Annotated in this window: 19 protein-coding genes; 8 read left to right on the top strand and 11 right to left on the bottom strand. The window is 74.4% G+C overall.

Annotation, left to right across the window (positions count from 1 at the left end; translation table 11 throughout):
- Positions 1 to 77 precede the first annotated feature (77 nt).
- Together pta and CELGI_RS04580 are read left to right on the top strand one after the other, a co-directional pair.
- The gene (pta, locus tag CELGI_RS04585; RefSeq protein WP_013882939.1) at positions 78 to 2,162 is read left to right on the top strand and encodes a phosphate acetyltransferase; all 2,085 of its coding nucleotides are present in this window, start codon (positions 78 to 80) and stop codon (positions 2,160 to 2,162) included.
- A complete protein-coding gene (locus CELGI_RS04580; RefSeq protein ID WP_013882938.1) occupies positions 2,159 to 3,370 on the top strand; it encodes an acetate/propionate family kinase in 1,212 nt (403 codons plus the stop codon). Before pta ends, CELGI_RS04580 begins: the two co-directional genes overlap by 4 nt.
- Before the next feature lie 53 nt (positions 3,371 to 3,423).
- Here the strand turns inward: CELGI_RS04580 and CELGI_RS04575 are convergent, their stop codons facing one another.
- The 7 genes from CELGI_RS04575 to CELGI_RS04545 all read right to left on the bottom strand — a co-directional run bounded on the left by CELGI_RS04575 (position 3,424) and on the right by CELGI_RS04545 (position 10,868).
- Positions 3,424 to 5,058: a succinic semialdehyde dehydrogenase gene (locus tag CELGI_RS04575; protein WP_013882937.1), complete on the bottom strand. Its 1,635-nt coding sequence runs from the start codon at positions 5,056 to 5,058 to the stop codon at positions 3,424 to 3,426.
- An 83-nt stretch (positions 5,059 to 5,141) separates the two neighbouring features.
- The gene (gene ptsP, locus CELGI_RS04570) at positions 5,142 to 6,875 is read right to left on the bottom strand and encodes a phosphoenolpyruvate--protein phosphotransferase (RefSeq protein ID WP_013882936.1); all 1,734 of its coding nucleotides are present in this window, start codon (positions 6,873 to 6,875) and stop codon (positions 5,142 to 5,144) included.
- Complete coding sequence (locus CELGI_RS04565) at positions 6,872 to 7,150, bottom strand: HPr family phosphocarrier protein (protein WP_013882935.1); 279 nt, start codon at positions 7,148 to 7,150, stop codon at positions 6,872 to 6,874. The genes ptsP and CELGI_RS04565 overlap by 4 nt, the downstream gene beginning before the upstream one ends.
- 28 nt (positions 7,151 to 7,178) lie before the next feature.
- The gene (locus CELGI_RS04560) at positions 7,179 to 8,690 is read right to left on the bottom strand and encodes a PTS fructose transporter subunit IIC (RefSeq protein ID WP_013882934.1); all 1,512 of its coding nucleotides are present in this window, start codon (positions 8,688 to 8,690) and stop codon (positions 7,179 to 7,181) included.
- Positions 8,687 to 9,142 (bottom strand): PTS sugar transporter subunit IIA, encoded by a 456-nt coding sequence (locus CELGI_RS04555; protein WP_013882933.1) that lies wholly within the window; start codon positions 9,140 to 9,142, stop codon positions 8,687 to 8,689. The genes CELGI_RS04560 and CELGI_RS04555 overlap by 4 nt, the downstream gene beginning before the upstream one ends.
- Positions 9,139 to 10,110 (bottom strand): 1-phosphofructokinase, encoded by a 972-nt coding sequence (gene pfkB, locus CELGI_RS04550; protein ID WP_013882932.1) that lies wholly within the window; start codon positions 10,108 to 10,110, stop codon positions 9,139 to 9,141. Before pfkB ends, CELGI_RS04555 begins: the two co-directional genes overlap by 4 nt.
- Positions 10,107 to 10,868 carry a DeoR/GlpR family DNA-binding transcription regulator gene (locus tag CELGI_RS04545; RefSeq protein WP_013882931.1) on the bottom strand — a complete coding sequence of 254 codons (762 nt, stop codon included), beginning with the start codon at positions 10,866 to 10,868 and terminating at the stop codon, positions 10,107 to 10,109. The genes pfkB and CELGI_RS04545 overlap by 4 nt, the downstream gene beginning before the upstream one ends.
- Positions 10,869 to 11,135: 267 nt before the next feature.
- On the opposite strand from CELGI_RS04545, the gene CELGI_RS04540 reads away from it, so the two are divergent.
- The 5 genes from CELGI_RS04540 to CELGI_RS04520 all read left to right on the top strand — a co-directional run bounded on the left by CELGI_RS04540 (position 11,136) and on the right by CELGI_RS04520 (position 15,769).
- Positions 11,136 to 12,230, top strand: coding sequence for an iron-siderophore ABC transporter substrate-binding protein (locus CELGI_RS04540; RefSeq protein ID WP_013882930.1), 1,095 nt, complete (start codon positions 11,136 to 11,138; stop codon positions 12,228 to 12,230).
- Positions 12,227 to 13,279, top strand: coding sequence for a FecCD family ABC transporter permease (locus tag CELGI_RS04535; RefSeq protein WP_013882929.1), 1,053 nt, complete (start codon positions 12,227 to 12,229; stop codon positions 13,277 to 13,279). Before CELGI_RS04540 ends, CELGI_RS04535 begins: the two co-directional genes overlap by 4 nt.
- Positions 13,276 to 14,325 carry a FecCD family ABC transporter permease gene (locus CELGI_RS04530; RefSeq protein ID WP_013882928.1) on the top strand — a complete coding sequence of 350 codons (1,050 nt, stop codon included), beginning with the start codon at positions 13,276 to 13,278 and terminating at the stop codon, positions 14,323 to 14,325. Before CELGI_RS04535 ends, CELGI_RS04530 begins: the two co-directional genes overlap by 4 nt.
- Positions 14,322 to 15,176 (top strand): ABC transporter ATP-binding protein, encoded by an 855-nt coding sequence (locus CELGI_RS04525; protein WP_013882927.1) that lies wholly within the window; start codon positions 14,322 to 14,324, stop codon positions 15,174 to 15,176. The genes CELGI_RS04530 and CELGI_RS04525 overlap by 4 nt, the downstream gene beginning before the upstream one ends.
- Positions 15,177 to 15,253: 77 nt before the next feature.
- Positions 15,254 to 15,769, top strand: coding sequence for a PH domain-containing protein (locus CELGI_RS04520; RefSeq protein ID WP_013882926.1), 516 nt, complete (start codon positions 15,254 to 15,256; stop codon positions 15,767 to 15,769).
- A 3-nt stretch (positions 15,770 to 15,772) separates the two neighbouring features.
- On the opposite strand, the gene CELGI_RS04515 is transcribed toward CELGI_RS04520, so the two are convergent.
- Complete coding sequence (locus CELGI_RS04515; protein WP_013882925.1) at positions 15,773 to 16,897, bottom strand: GuaB3 family IMP dehydrogenase-related protein; 1,125 nt, start codon at positions 16,895 to 16,897, stop codon at positions 15,773 to 15,775.
- Positions 16,898 to 16,969: 72 nt separating this feature from the next.
- Between CELGI_RS04515 and CELGI_RS04510 the strand changes: the two genes are divergently transcribed.
- Positions 16,970 to 17,698, top strand: a complete 729-nt coding sequence (locus CELGI_RS04510) for an exonuclease domain-containing protein (protein ID WP_013882924.1) — start codon at positions 16,970 to 16,972, stop codon at positions 17,696 to 17,698.
- A gap of 7 nt (positions 17,699 to 17,705) precedes the next feature.
- Here CELGI_RS04510 and guaB read toward each other — a convergent pair whose 3' ends face one another.
- The 3 genes from guaB to CELGI_RS04495 all read right to left on the bottom strand — a co-directional run bounded on the left by guaB (position 17,706) and on the right by CELGI_RS04495 (position 21,132).
- The gene (guaB, locus tag CELGI_RS04505; RefSeq protein ID WP_013882923.1) at positions 17,706 to 19,223 is read right to left on the bottom strand and encodes an IMP dehydrogenase; all 1,518 of its coding nucleotides are present in this window, start codon (positions 19,221 to 19,223) and stop codon (positions 17,706 to 17,708) included.
- Positions 19,224 to 19,302: 79 nt separating this feature from the next.
- Complete coding sequence (locus CELGI_RS04500) at positions 19,303 to 19,974, bottom strand: helix-turn-helix transcriptional regulator (RefSeq protein WP_013882922.1); 672 nt, start codon at positions 19,972 to 19,974, stop codon at positions 19,303 to 19,305.
- A gap of 183 nt (positions 19,975 to 20,157) precedes the next feature.
- On the bottom strand, positions 20,158 to 21,132 hold the full coding sequence (locus CELGI_RS04495) for a MerR family transcriptional regulator (RefSeq protein ID WP_013882921.1): 975 nt from the start codon (positions 21,130 to 21,132) through the stop codon (positions 20,158 to 20,160).

Genomic DNA, 21,132 nt, shown 5'->3' with positions numbered 1-21,132 from the left:
CGGCCCGCCCCCTTCGTCCAGCAGCACACCGCACCACCCACCCGCAGCACGTCTCGCAGGACTGGAGTACGCCCACCGTGGCACGCAGCATCTACGTCGCCTCCCCCGAGGGGGACACCGGCAAGTCCACCGTCGCCCTCGGCCTCCTCGACCTCCTGGCCCGCACGGTCCAGCGCGTCGGGGTGTTCCGGCCCGTGGCCCGATCCAGCGAGAAGCGCGACTACGTGCTCGAGCTGCTGCTCGAGCACGACGGGGTCGACCTGTCCTACGACGAGTGCGTGGGCGCGACCTACGAGGAGGTGCACGCCGACGCCGAGGCCGCGCTGTCCCGGATCGTGCAGCGCTTCCACGCGGTCGAGCGGCGCTGCGACGCCGTCGTCGTCGTCGGCACCGACTACGCCGACGTGACCGGGCCCACCGAGCTCGCGTACAACGCGCGCATCGCCGCGAACCTGGGCGCGCCCGTCGTGCTCGTCGTGAACGGCGACCGTCGCACGCCCGCCGACATCGAGCAGGTCGTCGACGTCTCGGTGCAGGAGCTCGACGCCAACCACGCGCACGTCGCCGCGGTCGTCGCGAACCGCTGCTCGGCCCAGTCGGTCGACGTGGTGCGGCGGCTGCTGCAGAGCGCCGGGCGGCCCGCATGGGCGCTGCCCGAGAGCCCGCTGCTCAGCGCACCCACCATGGGCCAGCTGAGCGAGGCCGTGGGCGGGACGCTCATCTCGGGCGACCCGGAGCTGCTGGGCCGCGAGGTCCTCGACATGCTCGTGGGTGCCATGGAGATCGAGCACCTGCTGGGCCGGCTCTCGGACGGCGCGGTCATCATGACCCCGGGCGACCGTGCGGACATCCTGCTGGGCCTGCTGCTCGCGCACCAGGCGGACGGCTTCCCGACGCTCGCGGGCATCATCCTCAACGGCGGCTTCCGGCCCGCCAAGACCATCCAGCGCCTGGTCGACGGCCTCGGCAGCAAGCTGCCGATCATCGCGACCGACATGGGGACGTTCCGCACCGCGAGCACGGTCGCCTCGACGCGCGGGCGCCTGTCGGCCGACTCGCAGCGCAAGGTGGACCTGGCCCTGTCGCTGTTCGAGCGGCACGTGGACGGGCACGCGCTGCTCGCGGCGCTCGACGTCGCCAAGCCCGACGTGGTCACGCCGCTGATGTTCGAGTACGGGCTGCTGGACCGGGCGCGCTCGGACCGCCGGCACATCGTGCTGCCGGAGGGCAACGACGACCGCATCCTGCGCGCGGCGTCCACGCTGCTCGAGCGCGGCGTCGCGGACCTGACGATCCTGGGCGACGAGGCCGCCATCCGCGCACGCGCCGCCGAGCTCGGTCTGGCGATCGAGGGCGCACAGGTGATCGACCCGCACGACCCGCAGTACGTGGACCGGTTCGCGGCCGAGTACGCGCAGATCCGCGCGCACAAGGGCATGACGGTCGAGCGCGCGCGCGAGATCGTCCCGTCGGTGTCCTACTTCGGCACGATGATGGTCCACCTGGGTCTGGCCGACGGCATGGTCTCCGGGGCCCTGCACACCACGGCCCACACCATCAAGCCGTCGTTCGAGATCATCAAGACCGCTCCCGGCACGTCGAACGTCTCGAGCGCGTTCCTCATGTGCCTCGAGGACCGCGTGCTGGTGTACGCCGACTGCGCGGTCATCCCGGACCCGACGGCCGAGCAGCTCGCGGACATCGCGATCTCGTCGGCCGCGACCGCCGAGCAGTTCGGCATCGAGCCGCGCATCGCGATGCTCTCCTACTCCACGGGCGAGTCCGGCTCGGGCGCGGACGTGGACAAGGTGCGCGCCGCGACCGCACTGGTGCGCGAGCGCCGCCCCGACCTGTCGATCGAGGGCCCCATCCAGTACGACGCGGCCGTGGACGCCTCGGTCGCGAAGACGAAGATGCCCGACTCGGCCGTCGCGGGACGTGCGACCGTCTTCGTGTTCCCGGACCTCAACACCGGCAACAACACCTACAAGGCCGTGCAGCGCTCGGCCGGCGCCGTGGCCATCGGCCCGGTGCTGCAGGGTCTGCGCAAGCCCGTCAACGACCTGTCACGGGGCGCTCTCGTGCAGGACATCGTCAACACCGTCGCGATCACCGCGATCCAGGCGCAGGCCCAGACGGCCCGCGAGGAAGGCCAGGCATGACCGCCGCACCGCACACCCAGGGGACCGTGCTCGTCGTCAACTCCGGTTCGTCGTCGATCAAGTACCAGCTCGTCGACCCGGTCGGGGGCGACGCGATCGCGTCGGGCCTCGTCGAGCGCATCGGCGAGGAGATCGGCACCGTCAAGCACGTCGTCGGCGACGCAACGACCGTCCGCGAGGTCCCGGTGGCGGACCACGGCGAGGGCCTGCGCATCGTGCTGGGGCTGTTCGACGAGGTGGGCCCGGACCTGACGGCCGCGCACGTCATCGCGGTCGGCCACCGCGTGGTGCAGGGCGGACCCGTGTTCGACGGCCCCGTGCTGGTCGACGCCGAGGTCGAGCGCCAGATCGACGAGCTCTCCCCCCTCGCGCCGCTGCACAACCCGGCCAACCTCACCGGCATCCGGGTGGCCCGTGCGCTGCTGCCCGACGTGCCGCACGTCGCCGTCTTCGACACCGCGTTCTTCCACCACCTGCCGGCCGCGGCGGCCAACTACGCGATCGACCGCGAGGTCGCCGCGCAGCACCGCGTGCGGCGGTACGGCGCGCACGGCACGTCGCACCAGTTCGTCTCGCAGGAGGTCGCGGCGTTCCTGGGTCGGGACGTCGCCGAGACCAGCACGATCGTGCTGCACCTGGGCAACGGCGCGTCGGCGTCCGCGGTCAAGGGCGGGCACGCGATGGACACCTCGATGGGCCTGACGCCGCTCGAGGGCCTGGTCATGGGCACGCGCACCGGTGACATCGACCCGGCCGTCACGTTCCACCTCATGCGCAACGCGGGCATGAGCGTCGACGAGGTGGACGACCTGCTCAACCGCCGCTCGGGGCTCAAGGGCATGACGGGTCAGAACGACCTGCGCGAGGTGCACCGCCTGGTCGAGGAGGGCGACGAGGCGGCGCGGATCGCGCTGGACGTCTACACGCACCGCATCAAGAAGTACGTGGGCGCGTACGCGGCCGTGATGGGCGGCGTGGACGTCATCGCGTTCACCGCGGGCGTCGGCGAGAACGACGACATCGTGCGCGCGCTGTCGCTCGCGGGCCTCGAGCGCCTCGGCATCGAGATCGACGCCGAGCGCAACGCGGGCCGCAAGAAGGTCCCCACGATCGTCTCGACGGACCGCTCGGCCACCACGGTCGTCGTGTTCCCGACCAACGAGGAGCTCGCGATCGCGCGTCAGTCGGTCGAGGTCGTCGGCGCCTGATCCGTTCGACCCCGCGTGCCCGGCACCCACCGTGGGTGCCGGGCACGCGTGCGTCAGGGCAGGCGCGCGGCCTTCATGGCGCGCAGCAGCTGCGTGTAGACCTCGGGCCACACGTCGGTGCCCAGCTCGAACAGGCGGCGCAGGCCCGCGGGCGGCAGCCCGAGCGCACCGTGCGTGCCGTGCTGCACGGCGACGGTCTGCAGGCGGGTGGTCTCCCAGAGACCCTCGCGTCCGTGCCGGACGCCGATGCCGGACGACCCCCAGCCGCCCTGCGGCGCGCCCACGGACGCCCACGTGGCCACGTAGCCCTCGTTGACGTTGACCGAGCCCGCGTGCACGCGGCGCGCGAGCGCGGCACCCCGGCGCGCGTCGGCGGTCCAGATGCTCGCGTTGAGCCCGAACTCGGTGTCGTTCATCGCGGCCACGGCCTCGTCGTCGGACGCCACGGGGTACAGCGAGACGACGGGCCCGAACGTCTCCTCGCGGAACAGGCGCGCCTGGGGCGGCACGTCGAGCAGGATGGTCGGCTCGTAGAACCACGGACCCAGGTCGCTGCGGTGCACGCCGCCGGCCAGGACGCGGGCGCCGTGCCCGATCGCGTCCTCGACGTGCTCGACGACCGTCGCGAGCTGGGCCGCGGACGTGAGCGAACCGACGTCGGCCCGGTAGTCCAGGCCCGCGCCGAGCCGCAGCGCGCGCGTGCGCCGCGCGAACGCCTCGGTGAAGTCGTCCAGCACGTCGCGGTGCACGTAGATGCGCTCGATGCTCACGCACACCTGCCCCGCGCCCACGAAGCACGCGCGGACGGCGCCCTCGGCCGCGGTCTCGACGTCGACGTCGGGCGCGACGTACATCGCGTTCTTGCCGCCGAGCTCGAGCGTCGCGGGCACGAGCCGCTCCCCCGCCGCTGCGGCGACGGCACGGCCCGTCCGGGTCGACCCGGTGAAGCTCACGTGGTCGCTGTGCTCGATCACGGCACCGCCGACGGTCGGACCGTCGCCCACGACGACCTGCAGCACACCCGCGGGCAGCCCCGCGTCCTCGAGCAGCTCGGCGGCCCACAGCGACGTCAGCGCGGTCTGGGGGTCGGGGCGCAGCAGCACCGCGTTGCCCGCGACGAGCGCGGGCAGCACGTCGCCCAGCGTGAGCGTGAGCGGGAAGTTCCAGGGCGCGACGATCCCCACGACGCCGACCGGGTGCCGCAGCACGCGCACGTCCGTGAGCCCGGGCACGAGGCCCGCGACGCGCCGCGGCGCGAGGTAGCGCCGCGCACGCACGGCGTAGTGCCGCGCGACCTGCGCGATGTCCGCGACCTCCTCGAACGCCGAGACGCGGGCCTTGCCGGTCTCGAGCTGGATGAGGTCCAGCACGTCGGACTGCCGCTCCAGCAGCAGGTCGTGCAGGCGCGAGAGCACCGCGGCGCGCTCACGCACGGGCTGCGCGGACCACAGCCGCTGCGCCGCGCGGGCCTGGCGCGCGGCGCGCGCCACGTCCTGCACGGTCGACTGCGGCACGGCCGCGATCGGGGCGCCCGTGAACGGGGCGTGCGAGGTCGTCGTCGCCGCGCCCGGTGAGCTCACGACCCGCGCCAGCAGCGTGGCGACGTCCTCGGGTTCCAGGACGTACGTGGCCAGGGGGTCGGTCTCGGGGTCGAAGAGCTCGGCGTGCGGGCCGTGGTCGTTCGCCATGCGGTCAGCGTACGCGGACGGCCTGTCGCACCCGCGGGGCGCACCGAGCCGGGGGGAGCTCGGCCCGGTGCGCCCCGCGGGGGTCAGACGCCCAGGGTCACGCGCACACCCGGGTCGAGCTGCGCGAGCACCGTGGCGCGCGCGGACTGCGCCGAGCCGGCGCCGAGCGCGGCCGCGGCGATCGCCGCGCACTGGTCGGCCGTGTGCGCGCGCACGGCGTACCGCACGGCCGGGATCGCCGAGGGCGCCATCGACAGGCTCGTGACGCCGAGGCCGACCAGCACGAGCGCCATGAGCGGGTCGGACGCCGACTCGCCGCACACACCCACGGGCTTGCCGAGCGCGGTGCCCGCGCGTGCGGTGGCCGCGACCAGCTCGAGCACCGCGGGCTGCCACGGGTCCAGCAGGTCCGCGAGCTCGCCGCGGAGCCGGTCGGTGGCCATCGTGTACTGCGCGAGGTCGTTGGTGCCGAGCGAGACGAAGTCGACCTCCGCGAGGATCTCGCGGGCCCGCAGCGCGGCCGCGGGGACCTCGACCATGACGCCCACGGTCGTCAGGCCGTGCGCACGCGCGCGCGACGCGAAGTCGCGCGCCTCGTCGGGCGTGGCGACCATCGGCGCCATGACCCACGGCTCGACCCCGGTCTCCGCCTGCGCACGGGCCAGCGCCTCGAGCTGGTGCTCGACCAGATCGGGGTTGCTGCGCACCAGGCGGAACCCGCGCACGCCCAGCGCGGGGTTCTCCTCGTCGGGCTGGGTCGCGAACGCCAGGGGCTTGTCGGCGCCCGCGTCGAGCGTCCGGACGACGACCTTGCGGCCGCCCAGCGCGGTGAGCGCCCGGCCGTACGTCTGGGCCTGCTCGGCCACGGTCGGCTCGGTGGACCGCTCGAGGAACAGCACCTCGGTGCGGAACAGCCCGACGCCCTGCGCGGCGCCCGGCGCGACACGCTCGGCGTCCGCCGCGGTGCCGATGTTCGCGAGCAGCGCGACGGGGTGGCCGTCCCGCGTGGCACCCGGTGCGGTGTCGGCCGCGAGCGCGTGCTCGGCCCGCGAGCGCGCCTCGAGCTCGGAGCGCACGTCGTCGTCGGGGTCCACGACCACCGTCCCGGACGCGGCGTCCACCGCGACGACGGTGCCGTCCGCCAGCTCCGTGACACCCGCGACCCGGACCAGGCACGGCAGCCCCAGCTGGCCCGCGATGATCGCGGTGTGACCCGTGGGGCCGCCCTGCTCGGTGACGATCGCCAGCACGTGGTCGAGGTCGAGCGCCGCGGTGTCCGCGGGCGCCAGGTCGACCGCGACCACCACGGACGGCTCGCGCAGCTCGGGCACGCCCGGTGCGGGCAGCCCGAGCGCGCGTGCGACCACGCGGTCCCGCACCGAGCGCAGGTCGGTGACACGTTCGGCGAGGTAGCCACCCGCGGCCACGAACATCGTCGCGAACTGCCCCACGACCGCGTCGAGCGCGCGGACCACGGGCTCCCCCGCGTCGACGCGGGCGAGCGTCTGCGTGCGCAGCGCCCGGTCGGCGGCCATCTGGGCCGTCGCCGCGAGCACCTCACGCACCGTGTCGGTGGCCCGCTCCGCCTGCTCGGTGAGGGCCGCCGCGACCTCGTCGAACGCCCGCTCGAGCGCCGCGTGCGCCTGCTCGGGCGTCGCGGGCCGGCCGTCGACCAGCAGCGGCGCCTCGGGGTCGAGCGTCGGCAGCGCGTGCACGCGGGCCACCGGCCCGACGGCTCCGCGCCGCCCGACGCCCACCCCGTGCAGGACGTCGCCCGCGCGGGCCGTGCCCGGCCGGGCCGGTGTGGGGGTGGTCACGACGCCTCCGGCGCGTCCAGGTCGGTCGACAGCAGCCCGACGAGCTCGTCCAGGACGGTCTCGGCGTCGGGGCCGTCGGCCTCGAGCACCACCTGCTCGCCCGAGGCCACACCGAGGCCCATGACGTACAGGATGCTGCCGGCGTCCACCGGCTCGTCGCCCGGACGGGCGATCGTGACGGGCACGCCGCTCGCGGCGACGGCCTGCGTGAACAGCATCGCGGGACGCGCGTGCAGGCCGACGCGGGAGGCGATGGTGACGGTGCGCTGAGCCATGAGGGTCTCTCTCCTCGACGGGGTGGGATCAGGCCGCGAGCGCGGCGTCGGCGCGCTGCTCGGCGGCGACGACGGGGCTCGGACGCATGCTCTTGAGGGCGATCACCAGGCCGGCCGTGATGACCGTGCCGACGACGATCGCGACGACGAACGCCCAGAAGGTGGACATGAGCGGCAGCACCCAGATGCCGCCGTGCGGTGCACGGACGCCCGCACCCAGCGCCATGGAGACGGCACCGGCGGCGCTCGAGCCCACGACCGAGGACACGATGACGCGCCACGGGTCGGCGGCCGCGAACGGGATGGCGCCCTCGGAGATGAAGGATGCGCCGAGCAGCCACGCCGCCTTGCCGTTCTCCTGCTCGGAGTGCGTGAACAGGTTCTTGCGGACCACGGTGGCGAGCGCCATCGCGAGCGGCGCGACCATGCCGGCGGCCATGACCGCGGCCATGATCTTGAACTGCGTCGCGTCGTCCGCCAGGCCCTGCACGGACAGCCCGGTGACCGCGAACGTGTACGCGACCTTGTTGACGGGACCGCCCAGGTCGAAGCCCATCATCGCGCCGAGCAGCGCGCCCAGCAGGATCGCGTTGGCACCCGACAGGCCCGTGAGCCAGTCGGTGAGCGACGTCATCGCGCTCGCGATCGGCTTGCCGATGAGCACCAGCATCACGACGCCGACCACCAGCGAGGACAGCAGCGGCACCACGACGACCGGCATCACGCCGCGCACTCCCTTGGCGACCTTCCAGCGGCTGATCCACAGCGCGACACCACCGGCCAGGAAGCCCGTCACCAGGCCGCCCAGGAACCCGGCGCCCACGGCGACGGACGCCGCACCGCCGACGAAGCCCGGCACCAGACCGGGTCGGTCGGCGATCGCGTACGCGATGAAGCCGGACAGCACGGGCACCAGGAAGCCGAATGCGAGCGCGCCGGTCTGGAACAGGACCGCCGACCAGTGCTGCAGCGAGAGCGGGTCGAAGCCCGCGACCAGGTCCGCGAGCGGGATCTTGGTGACCTCGACGGCGCCCTCGCCACCGGGCCACGCGACGCCCGCGAGCATGAATCCGAGCGCGATGAGGATGCCGCCGGCGGCGACGAACGGGATCATGTAGGACACGCCCGTCATGAGCCACTGCCGGATGCGCGTGCCGGCCCCGGCGTTGGTGTCCACCTTCGTGACGGGGGCCGCGGGCGCCACGGGCCCGGTGGGCACGCCCGCGGCGCGCGCGCTCTCGACGGCCGCGACGGCCGCCGCGACCACGGCGTTCGGGTCGTGCACGGCCTTCTTGACGCCCACGTCGACGAACGGCTTGCCGGCGAACCGGTCCTTGTCCTTGACCTCGAGGTCGGCGGCGTAGATGACGCCGTCGGCGTCGGCGATGACCGCGGGGTCGATCGGGGTCGAGCCCGCGGCACCCTGGGTCTCGACGACCACCTGGTGCCCCGCGGCCGCACCGGCCTGCTCGAGGGCCTCGGCGGCCATGTACGTGTGCGCGATGCCCGTGGGGCACGACGAGACGGCGACGAACTTCACGAGGGCACGACCTCTCGGGTGACGACGTCCGCGACGGTCTGCGCGTCGGGTGCCTCGCGGAGCGAGTCGCGGAAGGACTGGTGGACGAGGCGCCGCGCGAGCGCGGCGAGGATCTGCAGGTGGTCGGCGTCGCCGGTGGCGGGCGCCGCGATGAGGAAGACGAGCGTCGCGGGGCCGTCGGGCGCACCCCAGTCGACGCCCTGCGCGAGGCGGCCCACGACGAGGCTGGGGGCGGTGACGTGCGCCGAGCGCGCATGCGGCAGGCCGACGCCGCCGGGCATGCCGGTCGGCATCTGGGCCTCGCGCGCCCGGACGTCGTCCAGGAAGCCGGCCGCGTCGGTCACGCGGCCCTCGGCCACGAGGAGGTCGGCAAGGTGGCGCGTGACCTCGTCCCGGTCGGCGGCGACCAGGTCGAGGGCGACGAGCCCGGGGGTGATCAGCGGGGTGCTCACGTCAGCTCCTTCGGGGACAGGTGGGGGTCGGGTTCCGCGACGACGCGGACGGCGCCGGTGTCGATGTCGGACGGGTCCGGCACCGCGGTGCCGGGGGTGCGGACGGCCGCGCGCCCCCACGCGACGGCCGTGCGGAGGCGCTCCGGTGCGGGACCGGGAGCGGACAGGAAGCCGGCGAGGGTCGTGTCGCCCGCACCGACGGTGGACAGCGGGACCAGCGGCGGACCGCCGGCCCACCAGGACTCGTGCGCGGTGACCAGCAGGGCACCGTGCGCGCCGAGCGAGACCAGGACCTGACGCGTGCCGGCCGCGACCACCTCGCGTGCGGCGGCCATCAGGTCGCCGACCGTGGGCAGCGCGCGTCCCACGAGCTCGGCGAGCTCGTCGTCGTTGGGCTTGGCGAGGTCCAGCCCGCCCGCGGCGACCGCGCGGCGCAGCGGCTCTCCCGACGTGTCGAGCGAGAACGGCACGCCGTGCAGCCGGGCGATCGCGGCGACGTGGACGAACAGGTCGTCACCCGCGCCGCGCGGCAGGCTGCCGGCCGCCACGAGCGCGTGGGGCGCGTCCGGGGCCGCCGCGACGGCCTCGCCGAGCGTCGCCTCGAGCGCCGCGAGCAGCGCGTCGACCTCGTCGGCCGAGAGCGCGGGGCCGGGCGCGTTGACCTTGGTCGTGGTGCCGTCGGTCTCCGCGAGCGTGATGTTGGTGCGCGTCGCACCGGTCACGGGCACCGCCCGCACGGGCACGCCGCGCTCGTCGAGCAGCGCGACGAGACGCGCTCCCTCGGCGCCGCCCACCGGGACGACGGCGCACGACGCGACGCCGTGGTGCACCAGCGCACGCGTGACGTTGATGCCCTTGCCGCCCGCGTGGACGTAGGCCGCGCTCGCGCGCAGCACCTCGCCGCGGACCAGGTGGTCGAGCTCGAGCGTGCGGTCGAGGCTCGGGCTGGGGGTCAGCGTGACGATCATGCGCGCACCACCCGCAGCCCGGCCGCCTCGATCTCGTCGACCAGCTCGTCGGCGGCGCCCGTGTCGGTGATCAGCGTGTCGAGCGCGGTCACGGGGACCACGTGCGCGAAGTCGGTGCGCCCGAGCTTGGAGTGGTCCGCGAGCACGACCGTGCGCTGCGCGGCCTCGACCAGCGCGCGCTTGACCGCGGCCTCGGCGACGTCCGGCGTGGACAGCCCGCGCTCGACGCTGAGCCCGTTCGTCCCGACGAACGCGACGTCCGCATGGATGTCGGCGAGCTCGCGCAGCGCCCACGGGCCGACCGCGGCGAGCGTCCGGCCGCGCACGTTGCCGCCCACCAGGTGCAGCGTGACGTTGCTGCGGGCCGCGAGCAGCGTGGCGACCGGGAGCGCATGCGTGACGACCGTGAGGTCGCGGTCGTGCGGGAGCATCTCGGCCAGGCGCACGGTCGTCGTCCCGGCGTCCAGGATCACCGAGCCGCCGTCGGGCAGCTCGTCGAGCGCGGCCTTCGCGATGCGCTCCTTCTCCCCCGCCAGGACGCCCTCACGCTGCGCGATGCCCGGCTCGAAGCCCAGCCGCTCCACGGGGATCGCGCCGCCGTGCACCCGGCGGACCAGGCCGTGCCGCTCGAGCGCGGTCAGGTCCCGCCGGATGGTCTCGGGCGTGACGTCGAGCTGCGCGGCCAGCGTGACCACGTCGACCCGCCCGGCCTCGCGGGCGATGTCGAGGATGCGCTGGTGTCGCTCGGGTGCGTACACGTCGACTCCGGTGTCGTGACGTCCGCGGCGCCGGTGCGGGCCGCGCGGCCGGCGGTCCGGCCCATGTGACGAGCGTGACATCAGGTCGGACCAATGTCAACCCATACGGACACAAGCAAAGCAATATGGGCATCTGTTCGGACTGTGAGCCGGACGACATTGGCGCACCCGTGGCTCGTGGGTAAGGTGAGCCTTGCCTCATCGGGCCTGCCCGATCGGCACGGCTGCTGCCGTCGTCTCCCCGTCGTCCCCGTCGTGAGGACCCTCATGCGCTCCGCACTCCCGCACGCCCGCCGCCGCGCCGCGCGCCCCGCCCGACTCGCCGCCGTGGCCGCGCTCGCCGCGCTCGCCCTGACCGCCTGCGGCTCTGGCGGCACCGACGAGCCCGGCGCCACGCCGTCCGACGGCACGTCGTCGACGGCCGACCAGAGCGCGGCGCAGTTCCCGATCACGCTCGAGAACACGTTCGGCGAGACCACGGTCCCCGAGAAGCCGACGAACGTCGCGACCGTCAACTGGGGCAACCACGACGTGCCGATCGCGCTCGGCGTGGTGCCCGTCGGCATCCAGAAGTCCACGTACGGCGACGACGACACCGACGGGATCCTGCCCTGGACGTCGGAGGCGCTCACCGCGCTCGGCGCCACGGGAGACGCGCTGCCGGTGCTGTTCGACGAGACCGACGGCATCCCGTTCGAGGCCGTCGCCAACACCGAGCCCGACGTGATCCTCGCGGCCTACTCGGGCCTGGACGAGGAGCAGTGGACGACGCTGTCGGGCATCGCTCCGACCGTGTCCTACCCCGAGTTCGCGTGGGGCACGAACTGGCGCGACATGGCGGTCATCGACGGTACGGCGCTGGGCCTCGAGGCCGAGGCGAAGGCGCTCGTCGCCGACGTGGAGGACCAGATCGAGGCCGCGCTCGCCGAGCGTCCGGACGTGGCGGGCAAGACCATCGCGTACACGTGGATCGACCCCGCGGACCCGAGCACGATCGGCATCTACACGCCGCTCGACGCGCGCGTGCAGCTCACGGGCGACCTCGGCCTGGTGGACGCGCCCTCGGTGGTGAAGCTCGCGGGCGACACCGACCAGTTCTTCGTCAACCTGTCCGCCGAGCAGGCCGACACGCTCGCCGACGTCGACATCCTGGTCACCTACGGCGACGACACGACGCTCGCGACGCTGCAGGCCGACCCGCTGCTGAACAAGATCCCCGCGGTCGCGCGCGGCTCGGTCGTGGTCGTCCCGGACGCCACGCCGATCGCGTCCGCGACGTCGGGTCCCACGGTCCTGTCGGTGCCGTGGGTCCTCGAGGACTACCTCGACCTGTTCGAGGCCGCCGCCAAGAAGGTCGGGTGACCCTCACCTCTCCCGCCGCGCCGGCCGCCCCCACCCTGGGGCGGCCGGCGTCGCTGCGCCGCCGACGCACGCTCGGCCTGCTGCTGTGCGTCGCCGCCGTGGCGGCCGCGGTGGTGCTGTCCCTCGCGTTCGGCTCGCGCGTCGTCGGCTGGGCCGACGTCGTGGCGGGCGTGCTGCACCCCGACACCGACGACATCGCGCAGGCCGCGGTGCAGTCCCGCGTGCCCCGCACCGTCCTCGGCCTGCTGGTCGGCGCGGCGCTCGGGCTCGCCGGCGCGATCATGCAGGGCCTCACGCGCAACCCGTTGGCCGACCCGGGCCTGCTGGGCGTGAGCTCGGGTGCGTCGCTGTTCGTCGTGCTCGGCATCGCGTGGTTCGGGCTCTCGACGCTCTCCCAGTACGTCTGGGTCGCGTTCCTGGGTGCCGCTGTCGCGTCGCTCCTGGTCTACGGCATCGGCTCGATGGGGCGTGAGGGTGCGACGCCGCTCAAGCTCGCGCTCGCGGGGGCCGCGACGAGCGCCGCGCTGGTCTCGATGGTCTCGATGGTGCTGCTCACGCGGACCGACGTGCTCGACACGTTCCGGTTCTGGCAGGTCGGGTCGATCGGCCGTGCGACGTTCCCCGCGATCGGTCAGGTGCTGCCGTTCCTCCTGGTCGGCGCCGTGCTCGCGGTCGGGTGCGCACGGGGCATGGACGCCATCGCGCTCGGCGACGACGTCGCCACCGGGCTCGGGCAGCGGATCGGCACCGTGCGCGCGGTCGGCGGGCTCGCCGCGGTGCTGCTGTGCGGCGCGGCCGTGGCCGTCGCGGGCCCCATCGCGTTCGTCGGCCTGGTCATGCCGCACCTGGCGCGCGCGTTCACGGGACCGAGCCATCGCTGGCTGCTGCCGTACTCCGCGGCGCTCGGCGCGGCGCTCCTGCTGGTCGCCGACGTCGTGGGGCGCGTGGTCGCACGGCCGCAGGAGATCGAGGTCGGCATCGTCACCGCGATCATCGGTGCACCCGTCTTCGTCGCCATCATCCGCCGGCAGAAGGTGCGTGAGCTGTGACCAGGACGCTCGATCGTCCCGCACCGGTCGGCACGGTCGCCGCCGGCCGGCGCGCACGGCTGCGCCGCCGCCGGGCCGTGCTCACCGGGCTCGCGCTGCTGCTGCTCGTCGTGGTCGTCGTGACCCTGTGCGTCGGCGAGCGCTCGTACAGCCCGCTCGAGGTGCTGCGCGTGCTGCTCGGCGAGCAGGTCCCCGGCGCGACGTTCACCGTCGAGACGCTGCGCCTGCCGCGCATGCTCACGGGGCTGCTCGTGGGCGTCGCGTTCGGCATGGGCGGCGTGGTGTTCCAGACGATGCTGCGCAACCCGCTCGCGAGCCCGGACATCATCGGCATCAGCGCGGGCTCGAGCGCGGCGGCCGTCCTGGCCATCACGCTGCTCGGCGTCACCGGTCCCGCGCTGTCGGTGCTCGCGGTGGTGTGCGGCATCGGCGTCGCGGCCGCGATCTACGCGCTGTCCTGGCGACGCGGCGTGCACGGCGCCCGGCTGGTGCTCATCGGCATCGCCGTGGGTGCGATGCTCGACTCGGTGATCAGCTACGCCATGACGCGCGCGGGCGTGTACGACGCCAACGAGGCCCTGCGCTGGCTGACCGGGAGCCTCAACTCGGCGTTCTGGCCGGGCGTCGGCCCGCTGGCCGCGGCGATGGCCGTGCTCGTCCCGCTCCTGCTGGTGCTCTCGCGGCGACTGTCCGCGCTGCAGCTGGGCGACGACGCCGCGGCCGCGCTCGGCGTGCGGCCGGACCGCGCACGCCTCACGCTGCTCGTGGTCGCGGTCGCGCTCATCGCCGTGGCGACGGCCGTCACCGGGCCGATCGCGTTCGTCGCGTTCCTCGCCGGCCCCATCGCGCACCGCCTGGTGCGCGGCACGGGTCTGCTCCTGGTGCCGGCCGGCCTGGTCGGTGCGCTGCTCGTGCTGGTGGGCGACCTCGTCGGCCAGCACCTGCTGACCGCCCGCTTCCCCGTGGGCGTCGTCACCGGCGTGCTCGGCGCCCCCTACCTGCTCTGGCTGCTGGCCAGGACCAACCGCTCCGGAGGAAGTCTGTGACGACGCACGCGGTGCACACGCTCGCGGTCGAGGCGGCCACGATCGGCTACGACGACCGCGTCGTGGTGCACGACATGACGCTCGAGGTCCCCGCCGGCAAGATCACGACGATCGTCGGCGCCAACGCGTGCGGCAAGTCGACGCTGCTGCGGGCCATGGCCCGCCTGCTCAAGGTCAAGGCCGGCCGGGTGCTCCTCGACGGCGCACCCATCGACTCGATCCCGTCACGCGACGTCGCCACCGTGCTGGGCCTGCTCCCCCAGACGCCCGTGAGCCCCGAGGGCATCGCGGTCGCCGACCTGGTCGGCCGGGGCCGCTACCCGCACCAGGGCTGGTTCCGGCGCTGGACCCCGCAGGACGACGCCGCGGTCGAGTCCGCGCTGCGCGCGACCGACACGCTCGACCTGGCGGACCGCCCGGTCGACGAGCTCTCGGGCGGGCAGCGGCAGCGCGTCTGGATCGCGATGGCGCTCGCGCAGGAGACCGACGTGCTCCTGCTGGACGAGCCGACGACGTTCCTCGACGTCGCGCACCAGGTCGAGGTGCTCGACCTGCTCACGGACCTCAACCGCGCGCAGGGCACGACGATCGTCATGGTCCTGCACGACCTCAACCTCGCGGCGCGCTACACCGACCACCTCGTGGCGCTGCGCGAGGGGCGGCTCGTGGCGCAGGGCGCCCCGGCCCAGGTGGTGACGCCCGCGCTCGTCGCCGAGGTGTTCGGGATGAGCGCCGAGGTCGTGCCCGACCCGGTCTCGGGTGCGCCGCTCGTCGTGCCCATCGGCCGGCACCACGCGGGTGACGGTGTGACCGGCCGCCGCCGCGAGCTCGCGAGCCGCACGCTCGCGTGAGCCCGCCCGGTGCCGCGTGGCGTCGCGACGTGGGATGCTGCGCGATGACGCGTCGCTGACCTGCAGGAGGAGAAGTCGTGGGCTACCCCAAGGAGATGCTCACCGCGGGTGAGCAGGTCGTGCTGCACCGCCACCCGCACCTCAAGGCGCTCATCGGGCCCGGTCTGCTGCTGCTCGTCGTGACCGCGCTGGGCGCGTGGGCCGCCGTGTGGGGCACGGACGGCGCACGCGGTGCCGAGGGCCCCGTCGTCGCGGTCGCCGCCGGCGTCGTGTGGCTGCTGGTTCTCGTGTGGTTCCTCGCGCGGCTCGTGAGGTGGCGCACCACGCACTTCGTCATCACCGACCGCCGCGTGATGTTCCGCAAGGGCGTGTTCACGCGCTCGGGGATCGACATCCCGCTGCTGCGCGTGAACTCGGTGCAGTTCCGGCACGGGTTCGTCGACCGGATCCTGCGCACGGGCACGCTCATCATCGAGTCCGCATCGGACGACCCGCTCGAGTTCGACGACATCCCGGGCGTGGAGAAGGTGCACGCGCTGCTGTACGCGCGCCTCGACGACAGCCTGGACGGCGACGACGAGGCGCGCGCCTGAGGCTCAGCGCGGCTGGTACGGCGAGACGACGACCTCGACCCGCTGGAACTCCTTGAGGTCCGAGTAGCCCGTCGTCGCCATCGCGCGACGCACCGCGCCGATGAGGTTCAGCGTCCCGTCGGCGGTGTGACCCGGGCCGAACAGGATCTGCTCGAGCGTGCCGGCCGTGCCCACCTCGACGCGCTCGCCGCGCGGCAGGTGCGGGTGGTGCGCCTCGGGGCCCCAGTGGAAGCCCCGGCCCGGCGCCTCGTGCGCGCGCGCGAGCGCGGCGCCCAGCATGACCGCGTCGGCGCCGCACGCGACGGCCTTGACCAGGTCGCCCGAGTGGCCCACGCCGCCGTCGGCGATGACGTGCACGTACCGGCCGCCGGACTCGTCGAGGTAGTCGCGCCGCGCCGCCGCGACGTCCGCCACCGCGGTGGCCATCGGCGCGTGGATGCCCAGCGAGAGCCGCGTGGTGTGCGCGGCGCCGCCGCCGAACCCGACGAGCACACCCGCCGCACCCGTGCGCATCAGGTGCAGCGCCGCGGTGTAGGTCGAGGCGCCGCCGACGATCACCGGGACGTCGAGCTCGTAGATGAAGCGCTTGAGGTTGAGCGGCTCGGCGTTGCCCGAGACGTGCTCGGCGGACACCGTGGTCCCGCGGATGACGAACAGGTCGACGCCCGCGTCGACCACCGTGCGCCAGTGCTCCTGCGTGCGCTGCGGCGAGAGCGCGCCGGCGACCGTCACACCCGCCGCACGGATCTCCTGCAGGCGGGCCGTGATGAGCTCGGGCCGGATGGGTGCGGAGTAGATCTCCTGCATGCGCGCGGTGGCGCGGGCCGGGTCGAGCGCCGCGATCTCCGTGAGGTGCTGCGTCGGGTCCTCGTACCGGGTCCACAGGCCCTCGAGGTCGAGCACGCCCAGCCCGCCCAGCTGGCCGAGCGCCACGGCCGTGGCCGGGCTCATCACCGAGTCCATGGGGGCCGCGACCACGGGCAGCTCGAAGTGGTAGGCGTCGATCTGCCAGCCGACCGAGACGTCCTGCGGGTCGCGCGTGCGGCGCGAGGGCACCACCGCGATGTCGTCGAAGGAGTACGCGCGGCGCCCGCGCTTGCCGCGCCCGATCTCGATCTCGTTGCTCACCGCCCCAGGCTACCGGCGGGTCGCGGAGCCCTGCGCCGCCGTGTCGGCAGGTGGTGCGATGCTGGCCGCGCCATGAGGAGCTGGACCGCACGCCCCCTGCTGGGCCTGGACACGGAGACGACCGGGATCGACGTCGATCACGACCGGGTCGTCACCGCGGCGCTGGTGCGCCGGGACGCGGTCGGCACGCGCTTCCGGACGTGGCTGATCGACCCGGGGGTCGAGATCCCCGAGGCGGCCTCGGCGATCCACGGGGTCAGCAGCGCGCACGCCCGCGCGCACGGCGTGCCGCCCGCGGCGGGGCTCGAGCAGATCGCGGCCACGCTGGTCGACGCCGTCACGCACGGCGCCGTGCTCGTCGCGTTCAACGCGTCCTACGACCTGGCGATCCTCGACGCCGAGCTGCACCGGCACGCGCTGCCGACGCTCCCGGAGCGGCTCGGCACGGCTGTCGCGCCCGTGCTCGACCCGCTGGTGCTGGACCGCATGCTGGACCCCGCGCGCCCGGGTCCGCGGCGTCTGGTGGACCTGTGCGCGCACTACGGCGTGCCCACGGGCACGCTGCACACCGCCGACGCGGACACGATCGCCACGCTCGACGTGCTGGGACGCCTGGTCGAGGCGTTCCCCGACCTCGCGGCCCGCACCGCGGCCGAGGTGCATGCGCAGCAGGTCGACGCGGTGCACGCGTGGCGCGAGGCCTACCGCCGGCGCAAGGAGGCCGAGCGGCTGGCGCAGCTCACCGCCGCGCCGGCCGACGACGCGCGGCGCGGGGTCGCGGTGACGGCCCCGAACGGCTGACCGCGCGTCAGCGACCCGAGGAGTAGTTCGGCGCCTCGACGGTCATCTGGATGTCGTGCGGGTGCGACTCCTTGAGCCCCGCCGGGGTGATCCGGATGAACTTGCCGCGCTGCTGGAGCTCGGGGATCGTGTGCGCGCCGACGTAGAACATCGACTGGTGCAGCCCGCCGATGAGCTGGTGCGCCACCGCACCGAGCGGTCCGCGGTACGGGACCTGACCCTCGATACCCTCGGGGACGATCTTCTCGTCGGAGGAGACGTCCGCCTGGAAGTAGCGGTCCTTGGAGTAGGACACGCGCCCGCGCGAGGCCATCGCGCCCAGCGAGCCCATGCCGCGGTAGTGCTTGTACTGCTTGCCGTTGACGAACACGAGGTCGCCGGGCGACTCCTCGCAGCCCGCCAGCAGCGAGCCGAGCATCACGGTGTCCGCACCGGCCACGAGCGCCTTGGCGATGTCGCCCGAGTACTGCAGGCCACCGTCGCCGATCACCGGCACACCCGCGGGCCGGCACGCGAGCGACGCGTCGTGGATCGCGGTCACCTGCGGCACGCCGACCCCCGCGACCACGCGCGTGGTGCAGATCGAGCCCGGGCCGACGCCCACCTTGACCGCGTCGGCACCCGCGTCCACCAGGGCCTGCGCACCCTCGCGCGTGGCGACGTTGCCGCCGATGACCTGGACGTGCCGCGTGCCGGGGTCGGTCTTGAGCCGACGGACCATCTCGAGCATGAGTCGCGCGTGGCCGTTGGCGGTGTCCACCACCAGCACGTCCACACCCGCCTCCACCAGCGCGGTCGCACGCTCCCAGGCGTCCCCGAAGAACCCGATCGCGGCACCGACGACCAGCCGGCCCTCGCCGTCCTTGGTGGACATCGGGTACTGCTCGGACTTCACGAAGTCCTTGACCGTGATGAGCCCGCGCAGCACGCCCGCGTCGTCGACCAGCGGCAGCTTCTCGATCTTGTGCTTGGCCAGCAGCGACGCGGCCTCGTCACGGTCGATGCCGACGGGTGCGGTGACCAGCGGCATGGGCGTCATGACCTCGCGCACACGACGCGTCTCGAACTCGCCGGCGGGGACGAACCGCAGATCGCGGTTGGTGATGATCCCGAGCAGGTGCCGCTCGTCGTCGACCACGGGCAGGCCCGAGACCCGGTACGTGCCGCACAGCGCGTCCAGCTCGGCGAGCGTCGCGTCGGGCGAGACCGTCACCGGGTCGGTGACCATGCCCGACTCGGAGCGCTTGACGCGGTCCACCTGGTGCGCCTGGTCGGCGATCGACAGGTTGCGGTGCAGGATCCCGACGCCGCCCTGCCGGGCCATCGCGATGGCCATGCGCGACTCGGTCACGGTGTCCATCGCGGCCGAGAGCAGCGGCACGCGCACCGAGATCTCGCGCGTGAGCCGCGACGTCGTGTCGACCTCGCTGGGGATCACGTCCGTCTCGCCGGGGAGCAGGAGGACGTCGTCGTACGTGAGGCCGATCCGGGCGAAGGGGTCGGCCGGCGCGTCGGGTCCCGTCATCCGGTCAGGATACGTCGCCCGACGAGCGTCCCGGAGCCGCCGTCCGGCGCGCGGGACGGCCGCGCGGCGGCGGCGCGGGTCAGCGGATCAGCCCGCCCCGGAGCCCGATCGCGACGGCCTGCGCACGGTCGTTCGCACCGAGCTTGCGGAACAGACGACGCGCATGCGTCTTGACCGTGTCCTCGGACAGGAACAGCTCGGCGCCGATCTGCGCGTTGGACCGCCCGTTGCTCATGCCGACGAGCACCTCGATCTCGCGCTTGGTGAGCGCGACCGCGGGCTTGACGGGCTCGGCCGGGGCCGGGTCGGCGCCGTCCGCGGCCATGGCCGACGGCAGCACGGGACGCGGCACGTCCACCACGGGGCGGCTCGCACCCGGCAGCACGGGGCTGGCGAGCACGTGCGCGGCGACCGCGGACAGCTCGGCACGACCCACGTCGGGCGCCAGGAAGCCGCGGGCACCGAGCGCCAGGGCGCGGTCGAGCGCGGCCGAGTCGTCGGGTGCGGCGAGCACCACGACCGCGGCGCCGGGCGCGACCGCGCGCAGCCGGCGGATCGCCTCCCCCGCACCGGGCGCAGGGATGTGCGCGTCGAGCAGCACGACGGTCGGCGGCACGCGACGCGCGTGCGCCAGCAGCTCGTCGACCGTGGCGGCAGCGCGCACCGGGCTCAGCGTCGGGACGCCGATGGATGTCACGACGAGGCGCTCCCGCACCGTCGTCGAGGCGTGGCACACCACGACCCCCGCCATCCCAGCCTCCTCGTTCTCCTGATGTCACCCGTTCGGGCACTCAGATGTGGTATCGGTACCGCAGCGTCACGACGTTAGTGCCCGCGCACCCCGTCGTTCGGGCGCTTCGTGGCGCCCTGCGGGCGTTCGGGCGGTATGCCGACGCGGCGCTCTAGGCCATTTCGCCCAGTACCGCACGAGAGTTCACCCATTCGCACCAGCCGCCACGACTGCGAGGACCTCGTGCAGCATGCCGCGGAACGACCGCGAGCGCTGCACGGCGGGTCCGCCGGGCACCCACGCCGTGCCCTCCGGGGTCATGACGACGTGCACCAGGTCCGGGTGCACGTCCGCGACGTGCCCGACCAGGGAGAGGTCGGCGTCCGCGCGCGTGGAGACCGTGACGAGCGCGTCCGGCTTGGTCATGAACACGAGCTCGAGCGCGTGGCGTCGCCCGGTCGGGCCACCGACCACGCGCGCGTCCACACCGCCGGCGACGAGCGCCGCCGCGAGCACGTGCGCGACGAGCGGCCGGTCCTGGCCGGGCGGCACGAGCACCAGGACGATGCCCGCGGTCGGCCGTTCGGGCGCGGCCCACGCGGCGAGCGCGTCCACGGCCCCGGCGCGCACCACGAGGCCCGCGTCCTGGCCGGGCCGGTCGACCACGGTGCGGCGCGCGATCTCGGCCAGCGTCGGCTCGACCAGACCCGTCCACCACGTCTCGATCTCGGCGAGCCCGGCGGCCGGCGCGAGCGCGAGCAGCCGCGCGCACGCGGCCCGGTCCCCGCGCAGCGCGGCGTCCAGCAGCGAGGCGGGCGTCGCGGCCACCCCTCCGCCCGCCACCGGCAGGGCGCTGGGCGCGGCCTCGAGCGGCGTGTCCCGTGCGAGGCGCGCCGCGTCGCCGGGCGCCACGCCGTCGAGCGTCAGGCGGCGCATCACCAGGAGCCGCTCGACGTCCGGGGCGGAGTACCTGCGGTGCGAGCCCGCGGTGCGGTCGCTCGGCCCCAGCCCGTAGCGGCGGTCCCACGTGCGCAGCGTCGCGGGCGCGACCCCCAGCCGCGCGGCCACGGCAGCCACCGTCAGGGGGCCGGACACGGGTGCACCGCCCGGCGCCGCGGCCCCGTCCACGCCCGCCGGGTCCACGACGCCGTCGACGGCGTCGTCCGAGGGCAGGGGCAT

It is taken from the genome of Cellulomonas gilvus ATCC 13127 (genome assembly GCF_000218545.1).
Classification (GTDB): Bacteria; Actinomycetota; Actinomycetes; order Actinomycetales; family Cellulomonadaceae; genus Cellulomonas; species Cellulomonas gilvus.
The sequence above is the reverse complement of the archived record's forward strand: the minus strand, read 5'-3'. Positions and strand labels throughout refer to the sequence as shown.

What these genes read in the sequence shown, in the direction of transcription:
- CELGI_RS04580 (WP_013882938.1), top strand. Translation starts at nt 2,159, where the DNA reads ATGACCGCCGCACCGCACACCCAGGGGACCGTGCTCGTCGTCAACTCC.
- CELGI_RS04575 (WP_013882937.1), bottom strand. Translation starts at nt 5,058, where the DNA reads ATGGCGAACGACCACGGCCCGCACGCCGAGCTCTTCGACCCCGAGACC.
- CELGI_RS04565 (WP_013882935.1), bottom strand. Translation starts at nt 7,150, where the DNA reads ATGGCTCAGCGCACCGTCACCATCGCCTCCCGCGTCGGCCTGCACGCG.
- pfkB (WP_013882932.1), bottom strand. Translation starts at nt 10,110, where the DNA reads ATGATCGTCACGCTGACCCCCAGCCCGAGCCTCGACCGCACGCTCGAG.
- CELGI_RS04540 (WP_013882930.1), top strand. Translation starts at nt 11,136, where the DNA reads ATGCGCTCCGCACTCCCGCACGCCCGCCGCCGCGCCGCGCGCCCCGCC.
- CELGI_RS04510 (WP_013882924.1), top strand. Translation starts at nt 16,970, where the DNA reads ATGAGGAGCTGGACCGCACGCCCCCTGCTGGGCCTGGACACGGAGACG.
- guaB (WP_013882923.1), bottom strand. Translation starts at nt 19,223, where the DNA reads ATGACGGGACCCGACGCGCCGGCCGACCCCTTCGCCCGGATCGGCCTC.
- CELGI_RS04500 (WP_013882922.1), bottom strand. Translation starts at nt 19,974, where the DNA reads ATGGCGGGGGTCGTGGTGTGCCACGCCTCGACGACGGTGCGGGAGCGC.
- CELGI_RS04495 (WP_013882921.1), bottom strand. Translation starts at nt 21,132, where the DNA reads ATGCCCCTGCCCTCGGACGACGCCGTCGACGGCGTCGTGGACCCGGCG.